At 63.4% G+C, this 20849-nt stretch carries 19 protein-coding genes and 1 tRNA gene; 7 read left to right on the plus strand and 13 right to left on the minus strand.

Annotation, left to right across the window (positions count from 1 at the left end; translation table 11 throughout):
- Positions 1-2: 2 nt before the first annotated feature.
- Entirely contained in the window at positions 3-1436 is a 1434-nt protein-coding gene (locus tag BA190_RS13010; RefSeq protein ID WP_068287416.1) for an MFS transporter, read from the minus strand.
- Between the two features lie 153 nt (positions 1437-1589).
- On the opposite strand from BA190_RS13010, the gene soxR reads away from it, so the two are divergent.
- Positions 1590-2033: a redox-sensitive transcriptional activator SoxR gene (soxR, locus tag BA190_RS13015; RefSeq protein WP_068287422.1), complete on the plus strand. Its 444-nt coding sequence runs from the start codon at positions 1590-1592 to the stop codon at positions 2031-2033.
- Between the two features lie 6 nt (positions 2034-2039).
- Here the strand turns inward: soxR and BA190_RS13020 are convergent, their stop codons facing one another.
- Positions 2040-2456, minus strand: a complete 417-nt coding sequence (locus BA190_RS13020) for a VOC family protein (protein WP_068287423.1) — start codon at positions 2454-2456, stop codon at positions 2040-2042.
- 203 nt (positions 2457-2659) lie between these two features.
- Between BA190_RS13020 and BA190_RS13025 the strand changes: the two genes are divergently transcribed.
- A complete protein-coding gene (locus tag BA190_RS13025; protein WP_068287751.1) occupies positions 2660-3127 on the plus strand; it encodes a GNAT family N-acetyltransferase in 468 nt (155 codons plus the stop codon).
- Here BA190_RS13025 and BA190_RS13030 read toward each other — a convergent pair.
- Genes BA190_RS13030 through BA190_RS13045 form a run of 4 tightly spaced genes read right to left on the minus strand, consistent with a single transcriptional unit; the run spans position 3117 to position 5636 of the window.
- On the minus strand, positions 3117-3803 hold the full coding sequence (locus tag BA190_RS13030) for an amino acid ABC transporter permease (RefSeq protein ID WP_068287424.1): 687 nt from the start codon (positions 3801-3803) through the stop codon (positions 3117-3119). The two genes, BA190_RS13025 and BA190_RS13030, sit on opposite strands and share 11 nt — an antisense overlap.
- 20 nt (positions 3804-3823) lie before the next feature.
- A complete protein-coding gene (locus BA190_RS13035) occupies positions 3824-4633 on the minus strand; it encodes a transporter substrate-binding domain-containing protein (protein ID WP_068287429.1) in 810 nt (269 codons plus the stop codon).
- 2 nt (positions 4634-4635) lie between these two features.
- Positions 4636-4965: a GYD domain-containing protein gene (locus BA190_RS13040; protein WP_245314697.1), complete on the minus strand. Its 330-nt coding sequence runs from the start codon at positions 4963-4965 to the stop codon at positions 4636-4638.
- Positions 4962-5636: a cysteine hydrolase family protein gene (locus BA190_RS13045; protein WP_068287431.1), complete on the minus strand. Its 675-nt coding sequence runs from the start codon at positions 5634-5636 to the stop codon at positions 4962-4964. Before BA190_RS13045 ends, BA190_RS13040 begins: the two co-directional genes overlap by 4 nt.
- 110 nt (positions 5637-5746) lie before the next feature.
- Here BA190_RS13045 and BA190_RS13050 point away from each other — a divergent pair, with 110 nt between their 5' ends.
- Complete coding sequence (locus tag BA190_RS13050) at positions 5747-6637, plus strand: LysR family transcriptional regulator (RefSeq protein ID WP_068287435.1); 891 nt, start codon at positions 5747-5749, stop codon at positions 6635-6637.
- 10 nt (positions 6638-6647) lie between these two features.
- Here BA190_RS13050 and BA190_RS13055 read toward each other — a convergent pair whose 3' ends face one another.
- The 5 genes from BA190_RS13055 to BA190_RS37205 form a co-directional block, all read right to left on the minus strand.
- Entirely contained in the window at positions 6648-7406 is a 759-nt protein-coding gene (locus BA190_RS13055; protein WP_068287437.1) for a YbaY family lipoprotein, read from the minus strand.
- Positions 7407-7683: 277 nt separating this feature from the next.
- Positions 7684-9306: an ABC-F family ATP-binding cassette domain-containing protein gene (locus tag BA190_RS13060; protein ID WP_068287439.1), complete on the minus strand. Its 1623-nt coding sequence runs from the start codon at positions 9304-9306 to the stop codon at positions 7684-7686.
- An 81-nt stretch (positions 9307-9387) separates the two neighbouring features.
- Positions 9388-10098 (minus strand): phytanoyl-CoA dioxygenase family protein, encoded by a 711-nt coding sequence (locus tag BA190_RS13065; RefSeq protein ID WP_245314698.1) that lies wholly within the window; start codon positions 10096-10098, stop codon positions 9388-9390.
- Between the two features lie 69 nt (positions 10099-10167).
- Positions 10168-10244, minus strand: a tRNA-Arg gene (locus BA190_RS13070).
- 86 nt (positions 10245-10330) lie between these two features.
- Complete coding sequence (locus BA190_RS37205) at positions 10331-10774, minus strand: HlyU family transcriptional regulator (protein WP_322431343.1); 444 nt, start codon at positions 10772-10774, stop codon at positions 10331-10333.
- A 51-nt stretch (positions 10775-10825) separates the two neighbouring features.
- Between BA190_RS37205 and BA190_RS36825 the strand changes: the two genes are divergently transcribed.
- The 3 genes from BA190_RS36825 to BA190_RS13090 all read left to right on the plus strand — a co-directional run bounded on the left by BA190_RS36825 (position 10826) and on the right by BA190_RS13090 (position 15769).
- A complete protein-coding gene (locus BA190_RS36825; protein ID WP_068287442.1) occupies positions 10826-11068 on the plus strand; it encodes a hypothetical protein in 243 nt (80 codons plus the stop codon).
- Between the two features lie 364 nt (positions 11069-11432).
- The gene (locus BA190_RS13085; protein ID WP_082979701.1) at positions 11433-12584 is read left to right on the plus strand and encodes an efflux RND transporter periplasmic adaptor subunit; all 1152 of its coding nucleotides are present in this window, start codon (positions 11433-11435) and stop codon (positions 12582-12584) included.
- An 11-nt stretch (positions 12585-12595) separates the two neighbouring features.
- On the plus strand, positions 12596-15769 hold the full coding sequence (locus BA190_RS13090; RefSeq protein WP_068287449.1) for an efflux RND transporter permease subunit: 3174 nt from the start codon (positions 12596-12598) through the stop codon (positions 15767-15769).
- Positions 15770-16060: 291 nt separating this feature from the next.
- Here the strand turns inward: BA190_RS13090 and rpoD are convergent, their stop codons facing one another.
- Both rpoD and dnaG read right to left on the minus strand, forming a co-directional pair.
- Positions 16061-18064 (minus strand): RNA polymerase sigma factor RpoD, encoded by a 2004-nt coding sequence (rpoD, locus tag BA190_RS13095; RefSeq protein ID WP_068287452.1) that lies wholly within the window; start codon positions 18062-18064, stop codon positions 16061-16063.
- Between the two features lie 513 nt (positions 18065-18577).
- Entirely contained in the window at positions 18578-20485 is a 1908-nt protein-coding gene (gene dnaG / locus BA190_RS13100) for a DNA primase (RefSeq protein ID WP_068287455.1), read from the minus strand.
- A gap of 213 nt (positions 20486-20698) precedes the next feature.
- Between dnaG and BA190_RS13105 the strand changes: the two genes are divergently transcribed.
- Entirely contained in the window at positions 20699-20845 is a 147-nt protein-coding gene (locus BA190_RS13105) for a hypothetical protein (protein ID WP_156771497.1), read from the plus strand.
- The last annotated feature ends 4 nt before the right edge of the window (positions 20846-20849 follow it).

Consider the following 20849-nt stretch of genomic DNA (forward strand, 5'->3'; position numbering starts at 1 on the left):
CCTCATGCCGGGCATTCGCGCGGTTTTTCCGCGTCCTTGAACAAATGTGGAGCCAGCTTCAGGGCGGCGAAGACGCCGGGCAGGGCGATCAGGATGGCCAAGATGAAAACAGCCAGCATGGCCTGCTGCAATTGCGGACCTGTAGTTGCCGAGCCGGCGCCATTGGCGTTGGCGACGAAGCCGAGCACGGCGGCCCCGATGGCATAGGCGGCCGACTGGAGAGTGGGCAGCAGCGCGGAGGTGCGGTTGCGCTCCTCCGCCGGTGAGGCCTCCATCAGGCCCTGGCTGAGATAGCCCCAGCTTGCGCCGAAACCCGCCCCAATCAAGACCTGGCCGCCGATGAGCAGTACGATGTCGGTGCGCCAGAGCGCGAAAATGATGGCGATGAGGCCCAGCACCAGGAACAACGGTCCCAGACAGATCAGCCGGCGGCGGGTCTGCTGCGAGGCCACGCTGGCCACCGCGATGGCGACGAGGCTCCAGCACACGGCCATTACCGCGTTGAGCGCGCCCGCCAGGGTGGCGCCATAGCCCCATAGATGCTGGATCAGGTAGACGAGATAGACCGAGGCGGCGGAATGCGCCATCGGCATCAGGAAGACGATCCACAGGCCGAGGCCGATCGGCTTGCCGAGCCGAAAGGCGTCCTTCGGGAACAGACGCGCCGGCGAGCGCCTGTCGCTGTAGACGGCGCCGACATAGAGCAGCGCTGCGAGGATGAGCAGCAGGACTGCGGCACCGGTGCCGCCGGCAACGTCGGCGATCATGACTGCTGCCATGCCGGCTCCAATGGCACCGAGCTGGACGAGAGGAAGCGCGGCCGCGTCCTGCCGGGCTGTATGCGGTACCACTTTGAGGACCAGGGCGATGAAGATCAGCGACAGCGGCACATTGACCAGGAAGGCGGCCCGCCAGGACACGGTCTCGCTGATGATGCCGGCGACGGCCGGGCCGCCGAAGGCCGCTGCTGCCCAGACCATCGCCTCGGCGCCGAACACCTTGGGTACCAGGCGCGAGGGAAAGATTTCCGGGATCAGGGCATAGCAGACCGCGGCGATCAGGCCTTCGCCGAAGCCCTGCAAGGCACGGCCGACCAGCAGCACGGCCATGGCGGGGGCCAGGCCCGCGATCAGGGTGCCGGCCGTAAACAGCAGGGCTGCTCCGATCAGCGCGGCCCGGGCCCCATGGCGCGCCTTGACCAACGCCGCGATCGAGCCGCCGAGGATGGCGAAGATCAGATAGAGGCTGACGGACCAGGCGATCAGCGAAGCGCCGCCGAGCTCATCGATCGCCGAGGGCAGGGCGGTCGAGACCAGGAAGCTGTTGAAGGCGAACAGGGCCACGCCAAGGCAGAGCGTGGCTGTCGCACCGGCATAGCGGCCGACGGCAATCTCGCGCCAATGGGCTTGGGTTTCCGTGCTGATTTGCGCGTCCATCTTCGGCTCCAACTCGCGACATCCAGTTCGTACGATGTCCGGTGCCATTCCGGCATCCGACATTGTTTGGCCTACAACCTCTACTTAAGTTAAGGTCAAGCGGTTTCGCGATGGTCGCGAGTTTTCCTCGATAGGCTTTGATGGAGGCGGTCCATGGCTGAACTGAGCGTCGGCGATCTCGCTCATCGCAGCGGCGTGTCGGTAACGGCGCTGCATTTCTACGAGCGCAAGGGACTGATCCGCAGCCGGCGCAGCCAGGGCAATCAGCGGCGCTACGATCGGGCCGTGCTGCGCCGCGTCGCCCTGATCAAGGTGGCACAGGAGCTCGGCTTCTCGCTGGCGGAGATCGGGACACGCCTCGCCGAGCTTCCGGACGATCGTCCGCCCTCCCGCGGCGATTGGGAAATGCTCGCCACGCATTGGGCCGACGAACTCGACCACCGCATCGCCCTGATGCAGAACCTGCGCAACGAGCTGACCGGTTGCATCGGCTGCGGCTGCCTGTCGATGGAGCGCTGCACCCTGCTCAATACCGATGACCGGCTTGCCGGCGCAGGAAACGGCCCTGTGAGGCTGATGCAGGAGGCTGAGGCGTAGCCGGTCTCAGCTCGCCGCCTCGAACGGCAGGTTGATCTGCCAGGAGACGCCGAACCGGTCGGCGGCCCAGCCGAACCGGCGGCTGAATCCATAATCGTCGAGGGCCATGAAGACGGTGCCGTCCTGGGACAGGGCCGTGAAGAGGCGATCGAGCTCCTCATTCGTTTCGCAATCAATGAAGAACGAAAAGGACGGCGTGAAGGTGAAGTTGTGCTGCACGGGGCTGTCGATGCACATCACGCTCTGGCCGGCGATGCTGAAGCGTGCCTTCTTGATCGAGCCCGGCAGCCCCATCTCGCCGGCGCCATAACGCTCGACGTCGAGGATCTCGCCGTCGGGAAACAGTGAAACATAGAGGTTCATGGCGGCATCCGCTTGGCCTTTTCCCTGGAACATCAGGAAAGGCTGGACCGTCAGTTTCATCGGCATTTCCTCCAAAAGGAGCGATCCTCGTCATTTCAGCGCCTGTTTGGCGCCAGCTGGTACTTCCTTCCACGGTGACGTGGCGAGAATGTGGGCCGATCAGCTCTCCGCGTACAGGGCGCAGGAACCGCGGCGAATCACGCTAAGGCGGTGTGAAGCGCATGGGCCCGCACCGGGCAGGCGTGCAATCGGGACGGATGGCAATGGATGTCGTTGTGATCAGGCAGGGCGGCGAGGCGGACAAGCCGGCGCTGAAGGCGATCCTCAAGGATACGTTCGACAGCACCTGGCGGCCCAACATCACGCCGGCAGCCGTCGAGCGCTATCTGATCTCCGGCGTTGCCGACCGCTTCATCGACGAGCACGGGCTGGAATGCCTGGTTGCCGAGATCGATGGCGAGGTGGCGGGCTTCATTCGCTGGGAAGGCGATTTCATCGATGCCCTGCATGTCCATTCCCGTCATGCCCGCAAGGGACTCGGACAGCGGCTGATGGAAGGAGCGGAGGCCGCGATCGTGGCGGCCGGGTTTGCACAGGTGCGCCTAGAAACCGATACTTTCAACCAAACGAGCCAGGCCTTTTACCACTCGTGCGGTTATCGCGAGGCCGGGCGCTATCCCGATGAGGAATGGCAGAGCGGTCTGACCACCATTCTCTTCGTCAAGCCTTGAGGCCCTGCTGCATGCGGCGGGCGATGAGCGATTGTGCCAGCATGAACAGCGAGACGATGACGAGGTAGTAGATCAGGGCGGCGCAATACCATTCCACGAAGCGGAAGGAGGCGGCGATGGCGTCATTGACCACCGCCATGATCTCGCGCAGCGAAATGACATAGGCAAGCGAGGTCACCTTCAGGAGGTTGATGAATTCGTTGACCAGGGCGGGCAGGGAGACACGCAGGGCCTGCGGTAGGATCACCAGCCTGAAGGCCTGCAGCCGCGAGAGACCGAGAGCGGTTGCGGCCTCCCCCTGTCCGGCGCCGATCGAGCGCAGGGCTCCCTTCATGATCTCGGCCATATAGGCTGATGTGACCAGGGTGAAGGAGATCGCTGCTGCGACGAAGGGCGTGAACCAGCCTGCCTTCAGGAGAAAGGGCATCAGCTGCGGCGAGCCGTTCCACACCAGCAACAGCACCAGGATCAGCGGCGCGGCACGGAACACCCAGACATAGAACTGGGCCGAACCGTTGCGCAAAGGTTTGCGGGAGTTCAGGCAGAGGGCCAGCGGCAAGCAGAGGAAAAAGGAGACAGCGAAGACCATCACCGACAGGATCAGGGCGATGGCGGCGCCCTGCAGCATGGCCGCATTGGTCAGTGCCGTCAGAAGGAGGGCCGGATCGAAGGACATGTCGACGCTGCCGCTCCCGGCTACTTGTCGTAGTCGACGTCGAAGACGGCGGCCTTGAGGCCGTATTTCTGGGCGAGAGCGGTGAAGAAGCCGTCATCGCGCAGCTTCCTCAGGGCGTCGCGCACCACTGCCTGGTCGCCATCCTTGCGACGCATATAGATGCCGTAGGTGAAGTCGGACTGCCAAGTATAGGCGATCTGGAGCGTGTCCCTGGCATCGGCGACGCGGAAGGCACCCTCGGCCTCCTCGGTCAGCGTCGCATCGACCCGTCCCACCATCACCTGCTGATAGGCAGCCTGCTGGGTCGGATAATTGTGGATGGCGACGGGCGGCTTGCCGGTCGTCGCCAGGATCTTGTTCAGCGGATCGAGGCGCTCTTCCTTGTAGTAGGTGCCCGCTTCGAGCGCGACATTCTTGCCGCTGAGGTCGTCAGGCTTGCCGATCTCGCCATTGCCGGCCTTGGTCACCAGCACGGTGGCCGATTTCATGTAGCGCACGCCGTCATAGGTCTTGCGGCGCTCGTCATTGATGTAGATGCCGCTGATGATCATGCCGCAGCGCCCCGAGCCGAGCGTCGGCAGGAGACCCGAGAAATCGGTGACGGTGTAGGTCGTGCTGGCGCCCCAGGCCTTGGCCAGCGCTTCGGCGATCTCGATGTCGATGCCGACGGGTGTCAGGTCACCGGGCAAGCGCTTGTAGCTCAAAGGCGGAAACGCCGCGGTGGTGCAGACATTGATCGATCCGTCCGAAACGAAGCTCGGCTGCTGCGCGAGGGCCGTGGTGCTGACGAGCGTCGCCAGTGCGACCGGAATCAGGAATTTCGCCGCCATGATCAGTTCCCCTGCATGTTCTGGATGCGTCCGACGATCCCGCCATAGGTTTCCGTATCGAAGGCGGGGAGGATGAGCGGATCGACATGCCCGTCACGGCGTGCGGTGAGCACATATTGCATCATCGCTTCGTTACTGGGCATCTCGAAGATCTGCACGAAGTCATAGGCGCCGAGCACGGCGTAGAAATCGATGGAGCGGCCACCGAGTGCGGCGACCCGCTCTTCGCTGACCCGCCGTCGTGCAGCGCTGTCGGCGAGTTCCGCCAGTCCCTTGGCTGTCAGGCGCATCAGCGAGACATAGCGCTGGGGAGCGCCGCGATCCTGCTTCACACGCCGGCCCTCGGCAGCTTGGCAAGGCCGGCGAGCACGGCAGCTGCATCGCTCAAGGCGCCGAAGATGCCGTTCTCCACGGTCACCATGTGCAGCGCGGCTTCATGGGCGCGCTGGTCGCCGCTGGCGCAGGCATCCGAGATGGTCAGGCACTGGAAATTGCGGTCGCAGGCCTCGCGAAGGGTGGTGTGGACGCACACGTCGGTGGTGCAGCCCGAGAAGAGCAAATGGGTGATGCCTTGGGCCCTCAGCACATGCTCGAAATCGGTGTAGGTGAAGGCGCCGTTGCAGGTCTTGTCGACGACGATGTCCTCGGGGCGTACCTCGATATCGGAGACGATCGCGAAGCCAGGGCTCGATCGCAGCAGTACTTGCGTGCCGTCGAGGCCGGCGCGCGTGCGACGCCATTTCTCGTAGGGCGTCATGTCGGCCATGTCGCCGCGATAGCCCTGGCGGGTGTGGATGATGCGGATGCCGACGGCGCGTGCGGCGTCGATCAGCCGGTTGACCGTCGGCAGGATCGCCCGGAGCGGGCCGGGGTCGTAGCCCTGCTTGGCGAAATAGCCGGTCGGCGAGAGGAAGTCCTCCTGCAGGTCGATGACAACAAGCGCCGTGCAACGCGGGTCGAGCCTGCCGTCATAGGGATAATCGAATGGTGTCGCCTGGATCATCGGGATGCTTCCTTTCGTCGTCCTGGATAGCACTTGAAATCGTTCTAAAATAACGATTTGTTTTAACCAAAACTGTTCTAATAATCTCACCGATTATCATGTGAGGCGCGATGGCCCGTCCCCTGGTCTATCTGCAATATCTGCCGGCCTTCGAGGCGACGGCCCGGCTGGCCAGCCTTCGCCGCGCGGCGGAAGAGCTCAATCTCAGCCCAAGTGCCGTCTCGCTGCAGCTCAAGAAGCTCGGCGAGGCGACCGGGATCACACTGTTCGAAAAAGCGGGACGCAATATCGCGCTGACGCCGGCCGGCCGAGACTTTGCCCAGGCGGTCGCCGTCAGCCTCGGCCAGCTCGATACGGCAGCGCGCGACTGCCGAAGCCTGGGCACCCCGGCGCAGCAGCAGAATCTGTCATTGTCCCTGCCGACGGCACTCGGAGTTGCCTGGCTGAGCGCGGTGGCGGTAGAATTCGCGGAAAGCCACAACATCGCCAACCTGACCATCAACGAGGCCATCACTGCCGCCGAGGTGGATTGGCAGGCCAGCGACATCGCCATCGTCTACGACAATCCGCCTTTCCCGGGACGACATTGGCGCCTGCTCAGTGAAGTGCGGCTGCGGACGGTATGCTCGCCGATCCTGTTCCCGCGGCTCGACCTGCAGCATCGCGAGCGCAAGCTCAACGGCATCACGCTGCTGCACGAGGATCGCGGCGAGGAATGGGCGCGTTGGGGCGTGGCGGCGCGGGTCAATCTGCAGGGCAGCGCCAGTGTGCGCGTGGCCTCTGTGGCGCAGGCGGTTGCCTCGGCCGTGCAAGGGCAGGGGCTGGCGCTGGTCTCGGACGTGCTCACGCGCAACCTGCTGCGCGAGGGGCGGCTCATCCAGCCCTTCGCCACCTCGATCAACGCGGCGGCGGCCTATTACATCCTTTGTCCGGTCGACCGGGCGGAAGAGCCGCTCCTGCAGGCGCTGATGGAGCGGCTTGTCGAACGCGTCGGGTCATGACACCCCGGGGCTACATGCGGGCGAGCAGCAGGATCCGGCGGCCCCTTGCATCGAGGAGAAGCAGCTTGTTGCGGGCGGCATCGATGCGCCAGCTGCGGGCGGCCTGAAGGGTTTTGAGGAACTTGCCTTCCTGATCCATGATGGCCGGCGGGCAGGCCATCTGGGTGCTGACGATCTGGCCGAAGCGGATGCGCGAGCCCTTGATCACCGCGCTGCCGCCCATGCCGTTGCAGCCGCCGCGGCCCGAGACTTTGCCGTCGGCAGCGATTTCGAGCACGCTCTGCGCATTGTCGACCACGCCGCGGCCGTTGATATCCTCGGCCAGCCAACGCCCGCTTGGTCCCGATGAGCCGGCCTCGGCTTCCTGCCCGACACGATCGACCCGGATGTCGCCATTGACCGGCTCGCCGGCGGTGACGGCGTGGTGGGTGGTGTTGAGGAACCACAGGCGGCCATTGACGCTGATGCGCGCCTCCAGGGCATAGCGGCCGGTCGGCCTCAGGGCCCTGTCGTCATAGCGCAGGCGATAGGGAATCGGCACCTGCCGGCCGGGCCGGAGCGATGTCCGTACGAGCGTCCTCGCCGGGGCATCCGCCAGGGAGACGTCGACGAGCTTGACCTCGACCACCGCCGAAGGAGGCAGGGCGATGCGTTCGCGATAGCTGACCGTGCCGTTCAAGGTGCGCTGCCTCGCTAGGGCTTCGCTCGCGGGAAGCAGCAGGCCGAGCAGGGCACAGGCTATGGCGAGGGGCCGCCAGCGATTGATCATCGGGTAACTCCTTCAGGGACGAGAGGCACGGCACGGGCCGTATCCAGGCTTCTTTAGCCAGCCTAACAGCTTGATGCGCCGTTCACATCCCTCGGCCTGCGTTCGAAACGGGGAAGCGCAAATGGCCGTGACTCTTCCGCAAAGCGCGATCTTGCAGGGCGCCATATTGGTGTGCCGATCTCCAGATCGGCATTTTTTCGGTGCAGCGTATCATCACCGACTGTGCCGATCAGGAGATCGGCACACCTTGTGTCGCGCCAACTCCTGCAGCCTTGCCTCAGCTATGCAGCCCCGGTGCCTCATGGCCGGTGCGGGCGACATATTCGGTGTAGCCGCCGCCATATTGGTGGATGCCTTCCGGCGTCAGTTCCAGCACGCGGTTGGAGAGCGCGGCGAGGAAGCGCCGGTCATGGGATACGAACAGCATCGAGCCCTCATATTGCGACAGGGCCGCGATGAGCATCTCCTTGGTGGCGAGGTCGAGATGGTTGGTGGGCTCGTCCAGCACCAGGAAGTTCGGCGGATCGTAGAGCATCTTGGCCATCACCAGCCGGGCCTTTTCACCGCCCGACAGGAAGCGGCATTTCTTCTCGATATCGTCGCCCGAAAAACCGAAGCAACCAGCCAGCGTCCGCAACGAGCCCTGGCCAGCCTGCGGAAAGGCATCCTCCAGTGTCTCATAGATGCTGCGATCGCCGTCGAGCACGTCCATGGCATGCTGGGCGAAATAGCCCATCTTGACGCTACCGCCCTGCACGACGGTGCCCTTGTCCGGCTCGGCAGTACCGGCGACGAGCTTGAGCAGGGTGGATTTGCCGGCGCCGTTGATGCCCATCACGCACCAGCGCTCCTTGCGACGGACCTGGAAGGTGAGGCCCTCATAGATGGTGCGATCACCATAGGCCTTGTGCACCTCCTTCAGGCTGACGACATCGTCGCCCGAACGCGGTGCGGGCTGGAATTCGAAGGCGATGCTCTGGCGGCGGCGAGGGGGCTCGATCTTGTCGATCTTCTCCAGCTTCTTCACGCGGCTCTGCACCTGTGCCGCGTGGGAAGCGCGAGCCTTGAAGCGCTCGATGAACTTGATCTCCTTGGCGAGCATTGCCTGCTGGCGCTCGAATTGTGCCTGCTGCTGCTTTTCGTTCAGGGCGCGCTGCTGCTCGTAGAACTCGTAGTCGCCCGAATAGCTGGTCAGCGTGCCGCCATCGATCTCGACCACCTTGGAGACGATCCGGTTCATGAATTCGCGATCATGCGAGGTCATCAGGAGGGCGCCTTCATAGCCCTTGAGGAACTCCTCCAGCCAGATCAGGCTTTCGATGTCGAGATGGTTGCTCGGCTCGTCCAGCAGCATCGCATCGGGCCGCATCAAGAGGATGCGAGCCAGCGCCACGCGCATCTTCCAGCCGCCGGAAAGAGAGCCGACATCGCCGTCCATCATGGTCTCGCTGAAGCTCAGCCCCGCCAGGACCTCGCGGGCGCGGCCTTCCAGCGCGTAGCCGCCCAGTTCCTCGAATCGGCCCTGCACCTCGCCATAGCGCTCGATGATCGCATCCATGTTGTCGGCCTGGTCGGGATCGGCCATGGCGGCCTCGAGTTCCTTCAACTCGGCCGCGACCTCGCTGACCGGACCGGCGCCGTTCATGACCTCGGCGACGGCACTGTGGCCGGCCATCTCGCCGACATCCTGGTTGAAATAGCCGATGGTGACGCCGCGATCGACCGAGACCCGGCCTTCATCGGGCTCCTCCTCGCTGGTCATCATGCGAAACAGCGTAGTCTTGCCGGCGCCGTTCGGGCCGACGAGCCCGACTTTCTCCCCCTTCTGCAGGGTGGCGGAGGCTTCGATGAACAGAATCTGGTTGCCGTTCTGCTTGGAGATGTTTTCGAGGCGGATCATGGTGCGGTCTTTACGAAAGGAACCGGGCTCTTACGCGATATCCTCGGTCGGGGAAAGGCACCTATCGACAGGGCGACAACTCTATACCCCCAACCACTCCAAGCCCCCCGGAAGAAAGCCTGTGGCAAAGTCGACCTGCAGCACGCGACGACGACGTGGTTCGGCAGTTGCTTCGGAAGCGTGTAGAATAGGGGTCGCATAGAGCCAGACATCGCCACGTTCGGCCAAGCAGGCGGCTATACCGCATCGAGCTACCATATCGGCGATATCTGATTCCGCGATTCGTCCGAAACGATGCGAGCCGGGCGCGACAAGCAAGGGCGCGTTGCTGATGGGAACGGCATCGAGATGGATTCGCGCCGTCACCATACCAGCAAGAATCTCGATCGGCGGCGCAACGTGAATGAGGCCGTCCTTAACAGTCCAAGGTCCGAAACCTTGAACCTCGCGGCGTGCGGTCACGACTATGGTGCGATCCTGATGCCAGGGGAGCGACCAATTGGTCATTGCTGTCTTGTCGAACAGCAGCGCACGCACCGGCCTGCAGGTGGCGCCGAGCATCGAGGCGGCTATGCGTCCGATGCTACCGGCGGGCGATAGGATGGAATGCAAGGCCTCGATACCGCGGAGGCGAATTCCAGCTTGCTCGTTGGGGAGTGCCGCGAACGCTTCCTCCAGACAATCAAGGTCGACCTGTGTCGTCGCGCCCACGAACTGCTGGGCACCATCAGGCTCGAAACGCAGCATGCCCGCCTCGACAATAGCACACACACGATCACCAGTACGCATCATGCCGCTATCGCGCCCCGGCGCGTTAAAGACAACCGTTAAGTAACTGACAATGTGAAGGAAAGGAGAGAATGGCGCGCCCGAAAGGATTCGAACCTCTGACCCTCAGATTCGTAGTCTGATGCTCTATCCAGCTGAGCTACGGGCGCGCTGGGAAGCGACCAGCGCTTCCATGGGCGGTCTGATAACCAAGCCAAGCGGGGGATGCAAGCCCCCCCTCGCGCTTTTTTTCACATTAACGAAACAAACCCTCGCCCTGCTCGTCGATCAACTGCTTGCCCTTGGTCAGGGAAAACTGCACGGCATCGTCCAAACTGGCGAAACGATCGGCCCGAATGAACTTGTGGCTCTTGAGTTCGCCGCCGATCTCTTTTTCCACATAGCCGCAGGTCTGATACTGGCCTCCCTCCTTGTAGGGGGCCGGACGCACGGTGAATCCGTTGTATTCCTCGCCGTCGCCCTTGGGGGCGGGCTCACCATCCGATTCGCGTTTGCCTCCGAACAGAGAGGAGAGGGATTTAAGGAAGGAGGCCACGGCAAAGTCCCAGTCTGATTGATCAAGGCCCGCACGATAGCTGCATTGACGCTTGTCGCCAATGGGCGCATGTTCCGCCCGGTTGTGGGAGGACGAGCTTTCGCGCAGGGGCTGCGGGGATTTGCTCCAGCCGGCGTGCTTCACTAGAATTTGCCGGCCGCTACGAGATGCGGCAGCGATTCCTGGGACACAGACATGAACAAGCTCATTCTCGCCGGCATGATCGTGATGGGTGGGTTCTATGCTGGGACAGGTACGGGACAGGCGGCCTCCCGCCCGCAAGGCGAACGCTACGCGGACAATGCCAGGCTCGAATGCATCCTGCCCTGGTACCGCTTCTTTGGTGCCTGCGACGAGGCGATCCAGGATCCGCCCGATGGCAAGAACGGGCATGCCTGGGAGTATCGCAGCCACCGACATCGCGGCTGGCGCCGCTAAAGCGTTACGCCGTAGGCAGGATTTCGGTTTTCAGCAACGACGACCCGCCGGTTGGAATCCTCGAATCTGGCCTCGGTGCCAAGTCCGGGGGCGCCTCTTCGGAGCGCGGGACCGCATTTTTTTCGGCATCGATCTTCATCCGGTGGCCTTGAAATTGCCGCGGGAAGACCAAAATCTAGGAACCCCACAAGACGGCGGGGAGCTGCGGGGATTTCATTTTCAGTTTTGCCGGACAAGGGAGCCGGCATCGGGATTGTCGACGAACCCGGCAGACGGGCGCGTCGGCATGCCTGGTGCCGGCTTTCGCTAACTTATTGATTTTTCACCAGGGTCCATAAAAGGGGCAGCGATGCGTGAAGGTAAGATGATACTAGATAATTTGCGTGGCCGCGATGCCTTCATCGGCACCCTGCTGGCCCTGGGGCTTTCAACGACGGCGCTCGCCCAGAATGCACCGCCTCCCCCGGTTTCCGTCGCCAAGCCGGTAGTGAAGGACGTCGTCGAATATGACGATTTCATCGGCCGTTTCGAAGCGGTAGACCGCGTGGATGTCCGGGCCCGGGTCTCGGGCTATGTCGACAAGATCCATTTCGTCGACGGTGCCATTGTCAAGGCGGGAGACCCGCTCTTCACCATCGACCAGCGCCCCTATCAGGCCGCCCTCGAGGAGGCGCAGGCTGGCGTCGAGGCAGCCAAGGCGCGGGTGGATTTCGCCGCGGGCGACGTCAGCCGGGCCGAGAACCTGCGCAAGTCCGGCAACATCACCGGCCAGATCTATGACGAGCGTACGCAGACCCTGGCGACAGCCAAGGCCGACCTCAATCGTGCTCAGGCAACCCTGAACCGTGCCAAGCTCGACCTGCAATTCACCGAGATCAAGGCGCCGATCGGCGGCCGCATGTCGCGCCGGCTGGTCTCGCTCGGCAATCTCGTCAATGCGAACGAGACGGTCCTCACCAATGTGGTGTCGATGGATCCGATCAATTTCTATTTCGACGTCGACGAGCGCTCCTATCTCGCCTACCAGAAGCTCTCGACCGGGTCGCTGCGTGTTTCCAGCGATGGCAATCTCAACGAGGTTCTGGTCGCCACCTCGAACGAGCGCGAGCCCATCCACAAGGGCCATATGGACTTCACAGACAACCGCCTGGATGCCGCCAGCGGTACCATGCGGGCCCGCGCCGTGTTCGAGAACAAGGACCTGGCCTTGGTGCCCGGCCTGTTCGGCCGCATCCGCATTCTCGGTTCCGACAAATACAAGGGCGTGCTGGTGCCTGAGGACGCGCTCGGTTCCGACCAGGACCGGCGTGTCGTCTATGTCGTCGGTGCCGACAACACGATCGCGCTGAAGCCAGTGCGGGTGGGCTCCCGCGTGGACGGCTACCGCGTCATCCGCGAAGGGCTGAAGGGTGACGAGACCATCGTCGTCAATGGGCTGATGCGGGTGAGACCGGGCATCAAGGTCGATCCCAAGCTGACGACCCTGCCGGCGACCGCCGTCGCAGTCGCCAACTGAGAGATTGGTCCATGCGGTTTGCCCATTTCTTCGTCGACCGGCCGATCTTTGCTTCGGTTCTGGCGGTCGTAATCACCCTTGTCGGCGCCATTGCCTTCATCGGCCTGCCGGTGGCGCAATATCCCGAGATCGCACCGCCCACCATCGTGGTGCGCGCCAGCTATCCCGGCGCCAATGCCCAGACCGTCGCCGCCACCGTGGCCACGCCGCTGGAGCAGCAGATCAACGGCGTGGAGAACATGCTCTACATGTCCTCCTATGCCTCCAATGACGGCGCGATGTCGCTGACCATCACCTTCAAGCTCGGCACCGATCTCGATACCGCGCAGGTGCTGGTGCAGAACCGGGTGGCCATTGCGACGCCCCGTCTGCCCGACGATGTCAGGCGCCTCGGCGTCACTACGCTGAAATCATCGCCCGACCTGATGATGGTCATCCACATGTTTTCGCCGGATGACCGCTACGATCAGCTCTACGTCTCCAACTATGCCCGCAACAATGTGCGCGACGACCTCCTGCGTCTAGACGGCGTCGGCGATCTCACCATCTTCGGCGAGCGCCAATACAGCCTGCGTGTCTGGCTCGATCCGGACAAGCTGGCCAGCTATGGCCTGACCTCGTCCGACGTGGTCAAGGCGATCCAGGCCCAGAACGTGCAGGTTTCCAGCGGCGCCATCGGCCAGGAGCCGACCAGTTCGGGCGGCGCCTTCCAGGTTACCATCAACACGCAGGGGCGCTTCCAGGACGTCGCCCAGTTCCGGCGCGTGATCGTGCGCTCGACCTCCGACGGGCAGCTCGTCCGGGTGCAGGACGTGGCGCGCGTGGAACTCGGCGCCCAGGATTACGTCACCAATTCCTACCTCAACGGCAAGCCGGCGGTGGCGCTGGCGATCTTCCAGCGCCCGAACACCAACGCGCTGCAGGCCGCCGACGAAATCATCAAGAAGATGGAGGAGCTCAAGCAGTCCTTCCCGCCCGGCATAGCCTATTCGATCGTCTACAATCCCACCCAGTTCATCGCGGAATCGGTCAATGCCGTCTACCACACCCTCGGCGAGGCCGTGGTGCTGGTGGTGGTGGTGATCATCATCTTCCTGCAGAGCTGGCGCACGGCGCTGATCCCGGTGATCGCCATCCCGATCTCGCTGATCGGCACCTGTGCGATCATGGCCGTCTTCGGCTTTTCGCTCAACACGCTGACCCTGTTCGGCATGGTGCTGGCGATCGGCATCGTGGTCGACGACGCCATCGTGGTGGTGGAGAATGTCGAGCGCAATATCAGCCTGGGCATGTCGCCGCGTGATGCGGCACATGAAACCATGGACGAGGTCGGTACGGCGGTGATCGCCATCGCCCTGGTGCTGGGCGCGGTCTTCATTCCCACCGCCTTCATTCCCGGCATATCGGGCCAGTTCTATCGGCAGTTCGCGCTGACGATTGCGGTCTCGACTTTCCTTTCCGCCTTCGTCTCACTCACTCTGTCGCCGGCGCTCGCCGCGATCCTGCTCAAGCCGCACAGCCATGAGCCGCCGCGCAATCCCCTGACGAGGCTCGGCAAGAGCCTTGCCGGTGGCTTCAACCGCGGCTTCGACGGCCTGTCCAACGGCTACGCCTCCAGCGTCAACCGTGTCGTCAGGCGCAAGATCATCATGCTGCCGCTTTATGCGGGGTTGCTGGCCGGCACGGTCTGGGCGGTGCAGAAGGTGCCGCAGGGCTTCATACCGACGCTCGACCAGGGTTATGCCATCGTGGTGGTACAGCTGCCGGATGGCGCTGCCCTGTCGCGCACCGACGCCGTCACCCGCCGGGTTTCGGAAATCGCGCGGGCAACGCCTGGTGCGCAGGATGCCGTTGCCTTTGCCGGCTTCTCCGGCGCGACCTTCACCAACGCCACCAATGCGGCCGCGATCTTCGTGCCGTTCAAGCCTTTCGAGGAGCGTCTGAAGGAAGGGCTGACGGCGGACAAGATCATCAAGGACCTGTTCGGCCGCATGCAGGTGATCGAGGAGGCCTTCATCATCGCCATCCCGCCGCCCCCGGTGCGTGGTATCGGCAATGCCGGCGGTTTCAAGCTGCAGGTGCAGGAAAGGCTGGGCTCGGACATCCAGCGCATCCTTGCTTCGACCTACGAGATGATGGGCAAGGCCCGCCAGAATCCGAAATTGTCGGGCGTGTTCACCACCTTCTCGGCCAATTCGCCGCAGCTCTTCCTCAATATCGACCGGCAGAAGGCCGAGATCCTGAACGTGCCGATCACCAACATCTTCGACACGCTGCAGCAGAATCTCGGCACGGCCTATGTCAATGACTTCAATGCGTTTGGGCGCGTCTACCAGGTCCAGGCCCAGGCTGACCAGCGTTTCCGCAACGATCCCGAACAGATCGGAGGCCTGCGCGTGCGCTCGGCATCGGGGGCCCTGGTGCCGCTCGGCACGCTGGTGGAGGTGAAGGAGGTCTCCGGCCCGCAGCTGATCCAGCGCTACAACATGTATCCGTCCGTGCCGCTGCAGGGCAATGCCGGCCCGGGCGTCTCCACGGCCCAGGCCCTGGACGAGATGGAGGCTCTGGCCAAGGCAACCCTGCCGCAGGGCACCAGCTTCCAATGGACGGATCTGGCCTTCCAGGAACGGGCAACCGGCAACACCGCGATCTTCATCTTCGCCCTGTCGGTGCTGTTCGTCTTCCTGGTGCTGGCGGCCCAATATGAAAGCTGGTCTCTGCCGCTCGCCATCATCCTGATCGTGCCGATGGCCGTGCTCTCGGCGCTGCTCGGCGTGATGGCCCGCGGCATGGACAACAACATCCTCACCCAGATCGGCCTGATCGTGCTGGTGGGCCTGGCCGCCAAGAACGCCATCCTGATCGTGGAGTTCGCGCGTGAGGCCGAGGCGCGGGATGGCAAGAGCCCGATCGAGGCGGTGGTGGAGGCCTGTCGCCTGCGCCTGCGCCCGATCCTGATGACGGCCTTCGCCTTCATCCTGGGCGTGGTGCCGCTTCTGATCGCCACCGGTCCCGGCGCTGAAATGCGACAGGCTCTCGGCACCGCCGTGTTCTTCGGCATGCTGGGCGTCACGTTCTTCGGCCTGTTCCTGACGCCGGTGTTCTACGTCACCATGCGGCTGATCGCGCCGGGCAGGAAGAAGAAGGAAGCCAAGCCCGCAGAGGTCGTTCCCGCCGCGGAGTAGCGCCTGTAGCCTTTGGCTTTCGCAGGAAAGAGGGCTTCCCGACCATGGTTGGGAAGCCCTTTTCATTGTCAGACCATGTCGCGTAGGAGGCGCCGAGGCTGGGACCGCGGACGTCCCGTCCGCCCCTTCCTATCCCCAAGCGGGGCGTTTCCAAGAGCGGACGGGACGTCCGCGGTCCCAGCCGCCTGCCGCGCTGGCCGGTCCTCGCAGGCAACCATCGCTCACAAACAAAAAGCCCCCCGTGCCAGGCACGGGGGGCTTTTTGTTTAGAGCCGGCGATCCTGGGAAGGATCAATTGTCGAGGAAGCTCCGCAGCTTGCGCGAGCGGCTCGGATGCTTGAGCTTGCGCAGGGCCTTGGCCTCGATCTGGCGGATGCGTTCGCGCGTCACCGAAAACTGCTGGCCGACTTCCTCTAGCGTGTGGTCGGTGTTCATGCCGATGCCGAAGCGCATGCGCAGCACGCGCTCCTCACGGGCGGTCAGCGAAGCCAGCACGCGTGTGGTGGTTTCGCGCAGATTGGACTGGATCGCCGCGTCGATCGGCAGGATGGCGTTCTTGTCCTCGATGAAGTCGCCGAGATGCGAATCCTCTTCGTCGCCGATCGGGGTTTCCAGGGAGATCGGCTCCTTGGCGATTTTGAGCACCTTGCGCACTTTTTCGAGCGGCATGGCGAGCTTCTCGGCCAGTTCCTCCGGGGTCGGCTCGCGACCGATCTCGTGCAGCATCTGCCTCGACGTGCGCACGATCTTGTTGATCGTCTCGATCATATGCACGGGGATGCGGATAGTGCGGGCCTGGTCGGCGATCGAGCGGGTGATCGCCTGCCGGATCCACCAGGTGGCGTAGGTCGAGAACTTGTAGCCGCGGCGGTACTCGAACTTGTCGACCGCCTTCATCAGGCCGATATTGCCTTCCTGGATCAGGTCGAGGAACTGCAGGCCGCGATTGGTATATTTCTTGGCGATGGAGATGACGAGGCGCAGATTGGCCTCCACCATTTCCTTCTTCGCCTGGCGGGCTTCGCGCTCGCCCTTCTGCACCATATGCACGATCTTGCGGAACTCGGTGATCTCGAGCCCGGTCTCGGTCGCGAGGTTATGGATATCCTCGCGCATCGTCTTGATGGTCTCGAGCTCGTGGGCCACGAACTCCTTCCAGCCCTTGGAACCGAGCTTGGAGACACGCAGGATCCACTTCGGGTCGAGCTCCGAACCCTGGTAGGTCTTCAGGAAGTCCGTCCGGTCGACGCGATAGCTCTCGGCCAGGCGCATCAGGCGGCCTTCATAGCTGATCAGGCGCTTGTTGATGTCGTAGAGCTGCTCGACCAGGGCATCGATGCGGGCCTGGTTGAGCGAGAGGCTCTTGACGTTGACGACGATCTCTTCCTTCAGCTTCTTGTACTTGCGGTCCTGCGAGGGCGAGAGCGAGCGGTTCTGCAACCGGCTCTCGACATTCACGTCCTGCAGGCGGCGCAGCTTCTTGTAGTCGTCGGCGATGCGGTCGAAGGTCTCGAGCACCTTGGGCTTGAGCTCGGCTTCCATGGCCGAGAGCGACACGTTGTTTTCCATGTCGTCTTCGTCCATCTCGCTGTCCATCGGCGGCAAGGCGTCGTCGTCCATCTGCTGCTGTTCGGACTCGCCGCCTTCGGCTTCACCGTCGCCCGCCACCGCTGGCGGGTTCTTGCCGTCCGGGCCGGCATAGGTCGCCTCGAGATCGATGATGTCGCGCAAGAGGATCTTGCCGTCATTGAGCTCGTCGCGCCAGATGATGATGGCCTGGAAGGTGAGGGGGCTTTCGCAGAGCCCCGCGATCATCGCCTCACGGCCGGCCTCGATGCGCTTGGCGATGGCGATTTCGCCTTCGCGCGACAACAACTCCACCGTTCCCATCTCGCGCAGATACATGCGCACGGGATCATCGGTGCGGTCGGTCGGCTCCTTGGCCGTGGTGGTGGAAGCGATCGCGCGCGAAGAGGTAGTGGCCTCGACGAGGTCGCCGCCTTCGGCTTCCTCCTCCTCGGCCTGGGCAGCCTCCTCGTTCTCCTCGTTCTCTTCGTTCTCGACCACATTGATCCCCATTTCGGAGAACATGGCGAGCACGTCCTCGATCTGGTCACCGTCGACCTGATCGGAAGGCAGGACGTTGTTGATCTCTTCATGCGTGACGTAGCCACGCTTCTTGGCGCGCTTGATCAAGGCGCGAACCGCGGCATCCGACAGGTCGAGCAAGGGGCTGTCCTGGCTCGGCGCTTCGGTGTCCGGCGTTTCTTCCTTGTCAGCTTCCTTTTTCGCCATCGTTGCTTTCCCTCACTCGCTCAAGCAGGATTTCGCAGCTCGCCCGCCGGGTAGAGCTCCGAAATCCCGCACCACGTCCCTGCCGGGCCGAACCCGGCGACTGCCAATTCTCCCGGACCACAGATTTCGGCCCGCAAGCACTGGCGCATCCGTGCACCCTGTGCCAAACCCGATACGGAAATTCTCAGATTCGCCCGCTGGCTCGCCCGAGTAATTCCGAACAACTTCAAGGCCTTGGTGCATGGTCTTGGCCTCGAGTGGAAGCTCCAGCCCAAAACCCTGCACCCAGCGGGGGATTCCCGCCAATGGCAACCGTTTGCCAACACCAAAAAGGGCAGCATCCGGTACCCGGAGCCACCCGACTTGTCGCAGCCTTGCTCCAGCGCCCCGGAAAAGACCTTCGATTCGCCCATGCAACGCCTTGCAGCAACTGCCAGAATCGAAATCCAGTTCCAGGAACTGGCGCTATCACTACCGGGGCAATGGCTAATCCGCCGTTAACCCTGATAGCTCCTACACGGCCCGCGAAGTCCGCCCGGACGAAGCTCCAAACCCCTCGATCGTCGCCTCGGTTCCTTCCATCGCGGCGATCTGTGCCTTGATATCGGTGAGCCGAGCCCAATTCTCTTCGGTGAAGTCCTGATCCATGGCCGCCTGAGCAAGCCGGAGTTCCTTATGTAGCGTACGATTCTTATGATGCAAGGCCACTGCATGCACGAATCCGTCCCGAACGTCGGGAAACGCGGCGTCCCGTCGCACCCAAAAGTGGGTTGGGCCGCTCAAAGCGACGATATGGGCGAGCAAACGCTCAAATCCCTGCATCATTAGTTCGGCCTCGACCGCAACTGATTCGCGCAGGCCATGCGCCACGCAGTCGACCAGCGCCTGGCGCAGCCGGCTCGCCTCGACATTCTCGAATTCGAGCCCTGCCAGCATCTCGCAATGATCGTCGAGCAAATAGGGATGGGCCACCACGACGGCCAGGATGAGGGCCTCGCGGGCAGGAATGCTGCCATGGCCGCCGCGCATGCGCGCGCTTTCCCTCACTGCGGGAGTCACCAGATGCGTGGACTGCGATGTTTCGCGCCGGCCGCCACCCTGGCGCCAGGCCCGTTGCGGGCCGCCTGCAAAGCCAGGCTGGGCCGCCCGGGCCGGGGCAAAGAAGTTGCGCAGGCGGTTGTCCATGTCCGCGCGATAATGCTTGCGCACCGTCTCGTCGCGGATCGGCGCTAGCGCATCCATCAGCTTGCGCTCGAGCGCGGCCCGCCGTTCCGGCGTCGAAAAGTCAGCGCTCTGGGTCTCCCTCTCCCAGAGAATGTCGGACAGGGGGAGGGCACCTTGCAGGACTTCCGAAACGGCCGTGGCACCGGAACTGCGCACCAGTTCGTCCGGATCCTGCCCGCCCGGCAGCAGCGCGAATTTCAAGGTCTTGCCGGGTCCGATCTGCGGCAACGCCACGTCGACGGCTCGATAGGCGGCGCGCCTTCCGGCCTTGTCGCCGTCGAAGCACAGCACCGGCTCCTCGCTCATGCGCCAGAGCAGGTTGAGCTGGTCTTCGGTGAGGGCCGTGCCGAGCGGGGCGACCGTATGCCCGAAACCCGCCACGCTCATCATGATGACGTCGACATAGCCTTCCACCGCGATGACGCCACCCTTCTCATGGGCGGCCTTGCGAGCGCGGTGATGGTTGTAGAGGCAGGCGCCCTTGTGGAAGAGGGAGGTCTCGGGCGAATTGAGATATTTGGCGGATGCCTCCTTGTCCATGGCGCGGCCGCCGAAGGCGATCACCTTGCCCCGCACGTCATGGATCGGGAACATGATGCGGTCGCGGAAGCGATCATAGGGGACCTGGATGTCCTCGCCATGGATGAGAAGGCCCGCTTCGATCATGGCGTCGCGGTCGACGCCCTTGCCGGCGAGATGGTCGCGCAGCGCGAATTTCTCGTTCGGCGAATAGCCGATGCCGAATTCGGCCTGGATCGCCGGCGTCAGCCCGCGATCGGCGAGATAGCCACGGGCGGCTGCGCCTTCCCGCGCCTGCAGGCGAGACTGGAAGAAGGTGGCGGCCAGATCCATCACCTCGTGCAGCGAGGCGCGCTGTTCCTCGCGGCGGACATCCTCCACCGTCATCTTGGGCAGGGTGACGCCGGCATCGTTGGCGCAACGCTCCACCGCTTCGGGAAAGGAAATGCCCTCGACCTCGCTCAGGAAGCGGAAAATGTCGCCATGCTTGCCCGAGGAGAAGCAGTGATAGAAGCCCTTCTGGTCGTTGACATAGAAGGAGGGCGTCTTCTCGGCATTGAAGGGCGAGAGGCCGCGCCATTCTCGGCCCTGCTTCTTGAGCTTGACGCGTCTGCCCACCACCTCGGACACGGGTAGCCGGGCGCGGATCTCGTCGAGCAGGGAAGGCGGGTATTTCATGGGCTCTTATGTGAGGACGATGGCTATCGACGCAAGAGCCCCCAGTCTAGCACGGAGGAGTGAGTCGAATCTTTCCCCGTTGTCCTCTGGCTAGCCTTGCGGGAGGTCGCGGGAGTTGCTTATTGCCGCCGCTGGTCCGGACGACGCTGGCCCCGCTCACAAAAGCAGCCATTTTCTGTGATGCCATACTTTTCACACCTGCCGGGGGCAGCATTGACCGCAGTGACGAACTTTATCGAAGGGATCGGTGCCATTGGGCAGATCATCGGCGCCATCGTCTTCCTGGGCGTGCTGTTCCGCGGAGGGATCTCCTTCATTCGTAATCGGTGTGGCTTCTGTCATCCTACGGACTTTCTCTGATGCC

Source organism: Labrys sp. WJW (assembly GCF_001676615.1).
Lineage (GTDB): Bacteria > Pseudomonadota > Alphaproteobacteria > Rhizobiales > Labraceae > Labrys > Labrys sedimenti.

Coding starts and splice junctions, on each gene's coding strand:
- dnaG (WP_068287455.1), bottom strand. CDS start 20,485: ATGAAATACCCGCCTTCCCTGCTCGACGAGATCCGCGCCCGGCTACCC.
- rpoD (WP_068287452.1), bottom strand. CDS start 18,064: ATGGCGAAAAAGGAAGCTGACAAGGAAGAAACGCCGGACACCGAAGCG.
- BA190_RS13020 (WP_068287423.1), bottom strand. CDS start 2,456: ATGAAACTGACGGTCCAGCCTTTCCTGATGTTCCAGGGAAAAGGCCAA.
- BA190_RS13060 (WP_068287439.1), bottom strand. CDS start 9,306: ATGATCCGCCTCGAAAACATCTCCAAGCAGAACGGCAACCAGATTCTG.
- BA190_RS13035 (WP_068287429.1), bottom strand. CDS start 4,633: ATGGCGGCGAAATTCCTGATTCCGGTCGCACTGGCGACGCTCGTCAGC.
- BA190_RS13090 (WP_068287449.1), top strand. CDS start 12,596: ATGCGGTTTGCCCATTTCTTCGTCGACCGGCCGATCTTTGCTTCGGTT.
- BA190_RS36825 (WP_068287442.1), top strand. CDS start 10,826: ATGAACAAGCTCATTCTCGCCGGCATGATCGTGATGGGTGGGTTCTAT.
- BA190_RS13050 (WP_068287435.1), top strand. CDS start 5,747: ATGGCCCGTCCCCTGGTCTATCTGCAATATCTGCCGGCCTTCGAGGCG.
- BA190_RS13055 (WP_068287437.1), bottom strand. CDS start 7,406: ATGATCAATCGCTGGCGGCCCCTCGCCATAGCCTGTGCCCTGCTCGGC.
- BA190_RS13085 (WP_082979701.1), top strand. CDS start 11,433: ATGATACTAGATAATTTGCGTGGCCGCGATGCCTTCATCGGCACCCTG.
- BA190_RS13025 (WP_068287751.1), top strand. CDS start 2,660: ATGGATGTCGTTGTGATCAGGCAGGGCGGCGAGGCGGACAAGCCGGCG.
- soxR (WP_068287422.1), top strand. CDS start 1,590: ATGGCTGAACTGAGCGTCGGCGATCTCGCTCATCGCAGCGGCGTGTCG.
- BA190_RS13010 (WP_068287416.1), bottom strand. CDS start 1,436: ATGGACGCGCAAATCAGCACGGAAACCCAAGCCCATTGGCGCGAGATT.
- BA190_RS13030 (WP_068287424.1), bottom strand. CDS start 3,803: ATGTCCTTCGATCCGGCCCTCCTTCTGACGGCACTGACCAATGCGGCC.
- BA190_RS13065 (WP_245314698.1), bottom strand. CDS start 10,098: ATGATGCGTACTGGTGATCGTGTGTGTGCTATTGTCGAGGCGGGCATG.
- BA190_RS13045 (WP_068287431.1), bottom strand. CDS start 5,636: ATGATCCAGGCGACACCATTCGATTATCCCTATGACGGCAGGCTCGAC.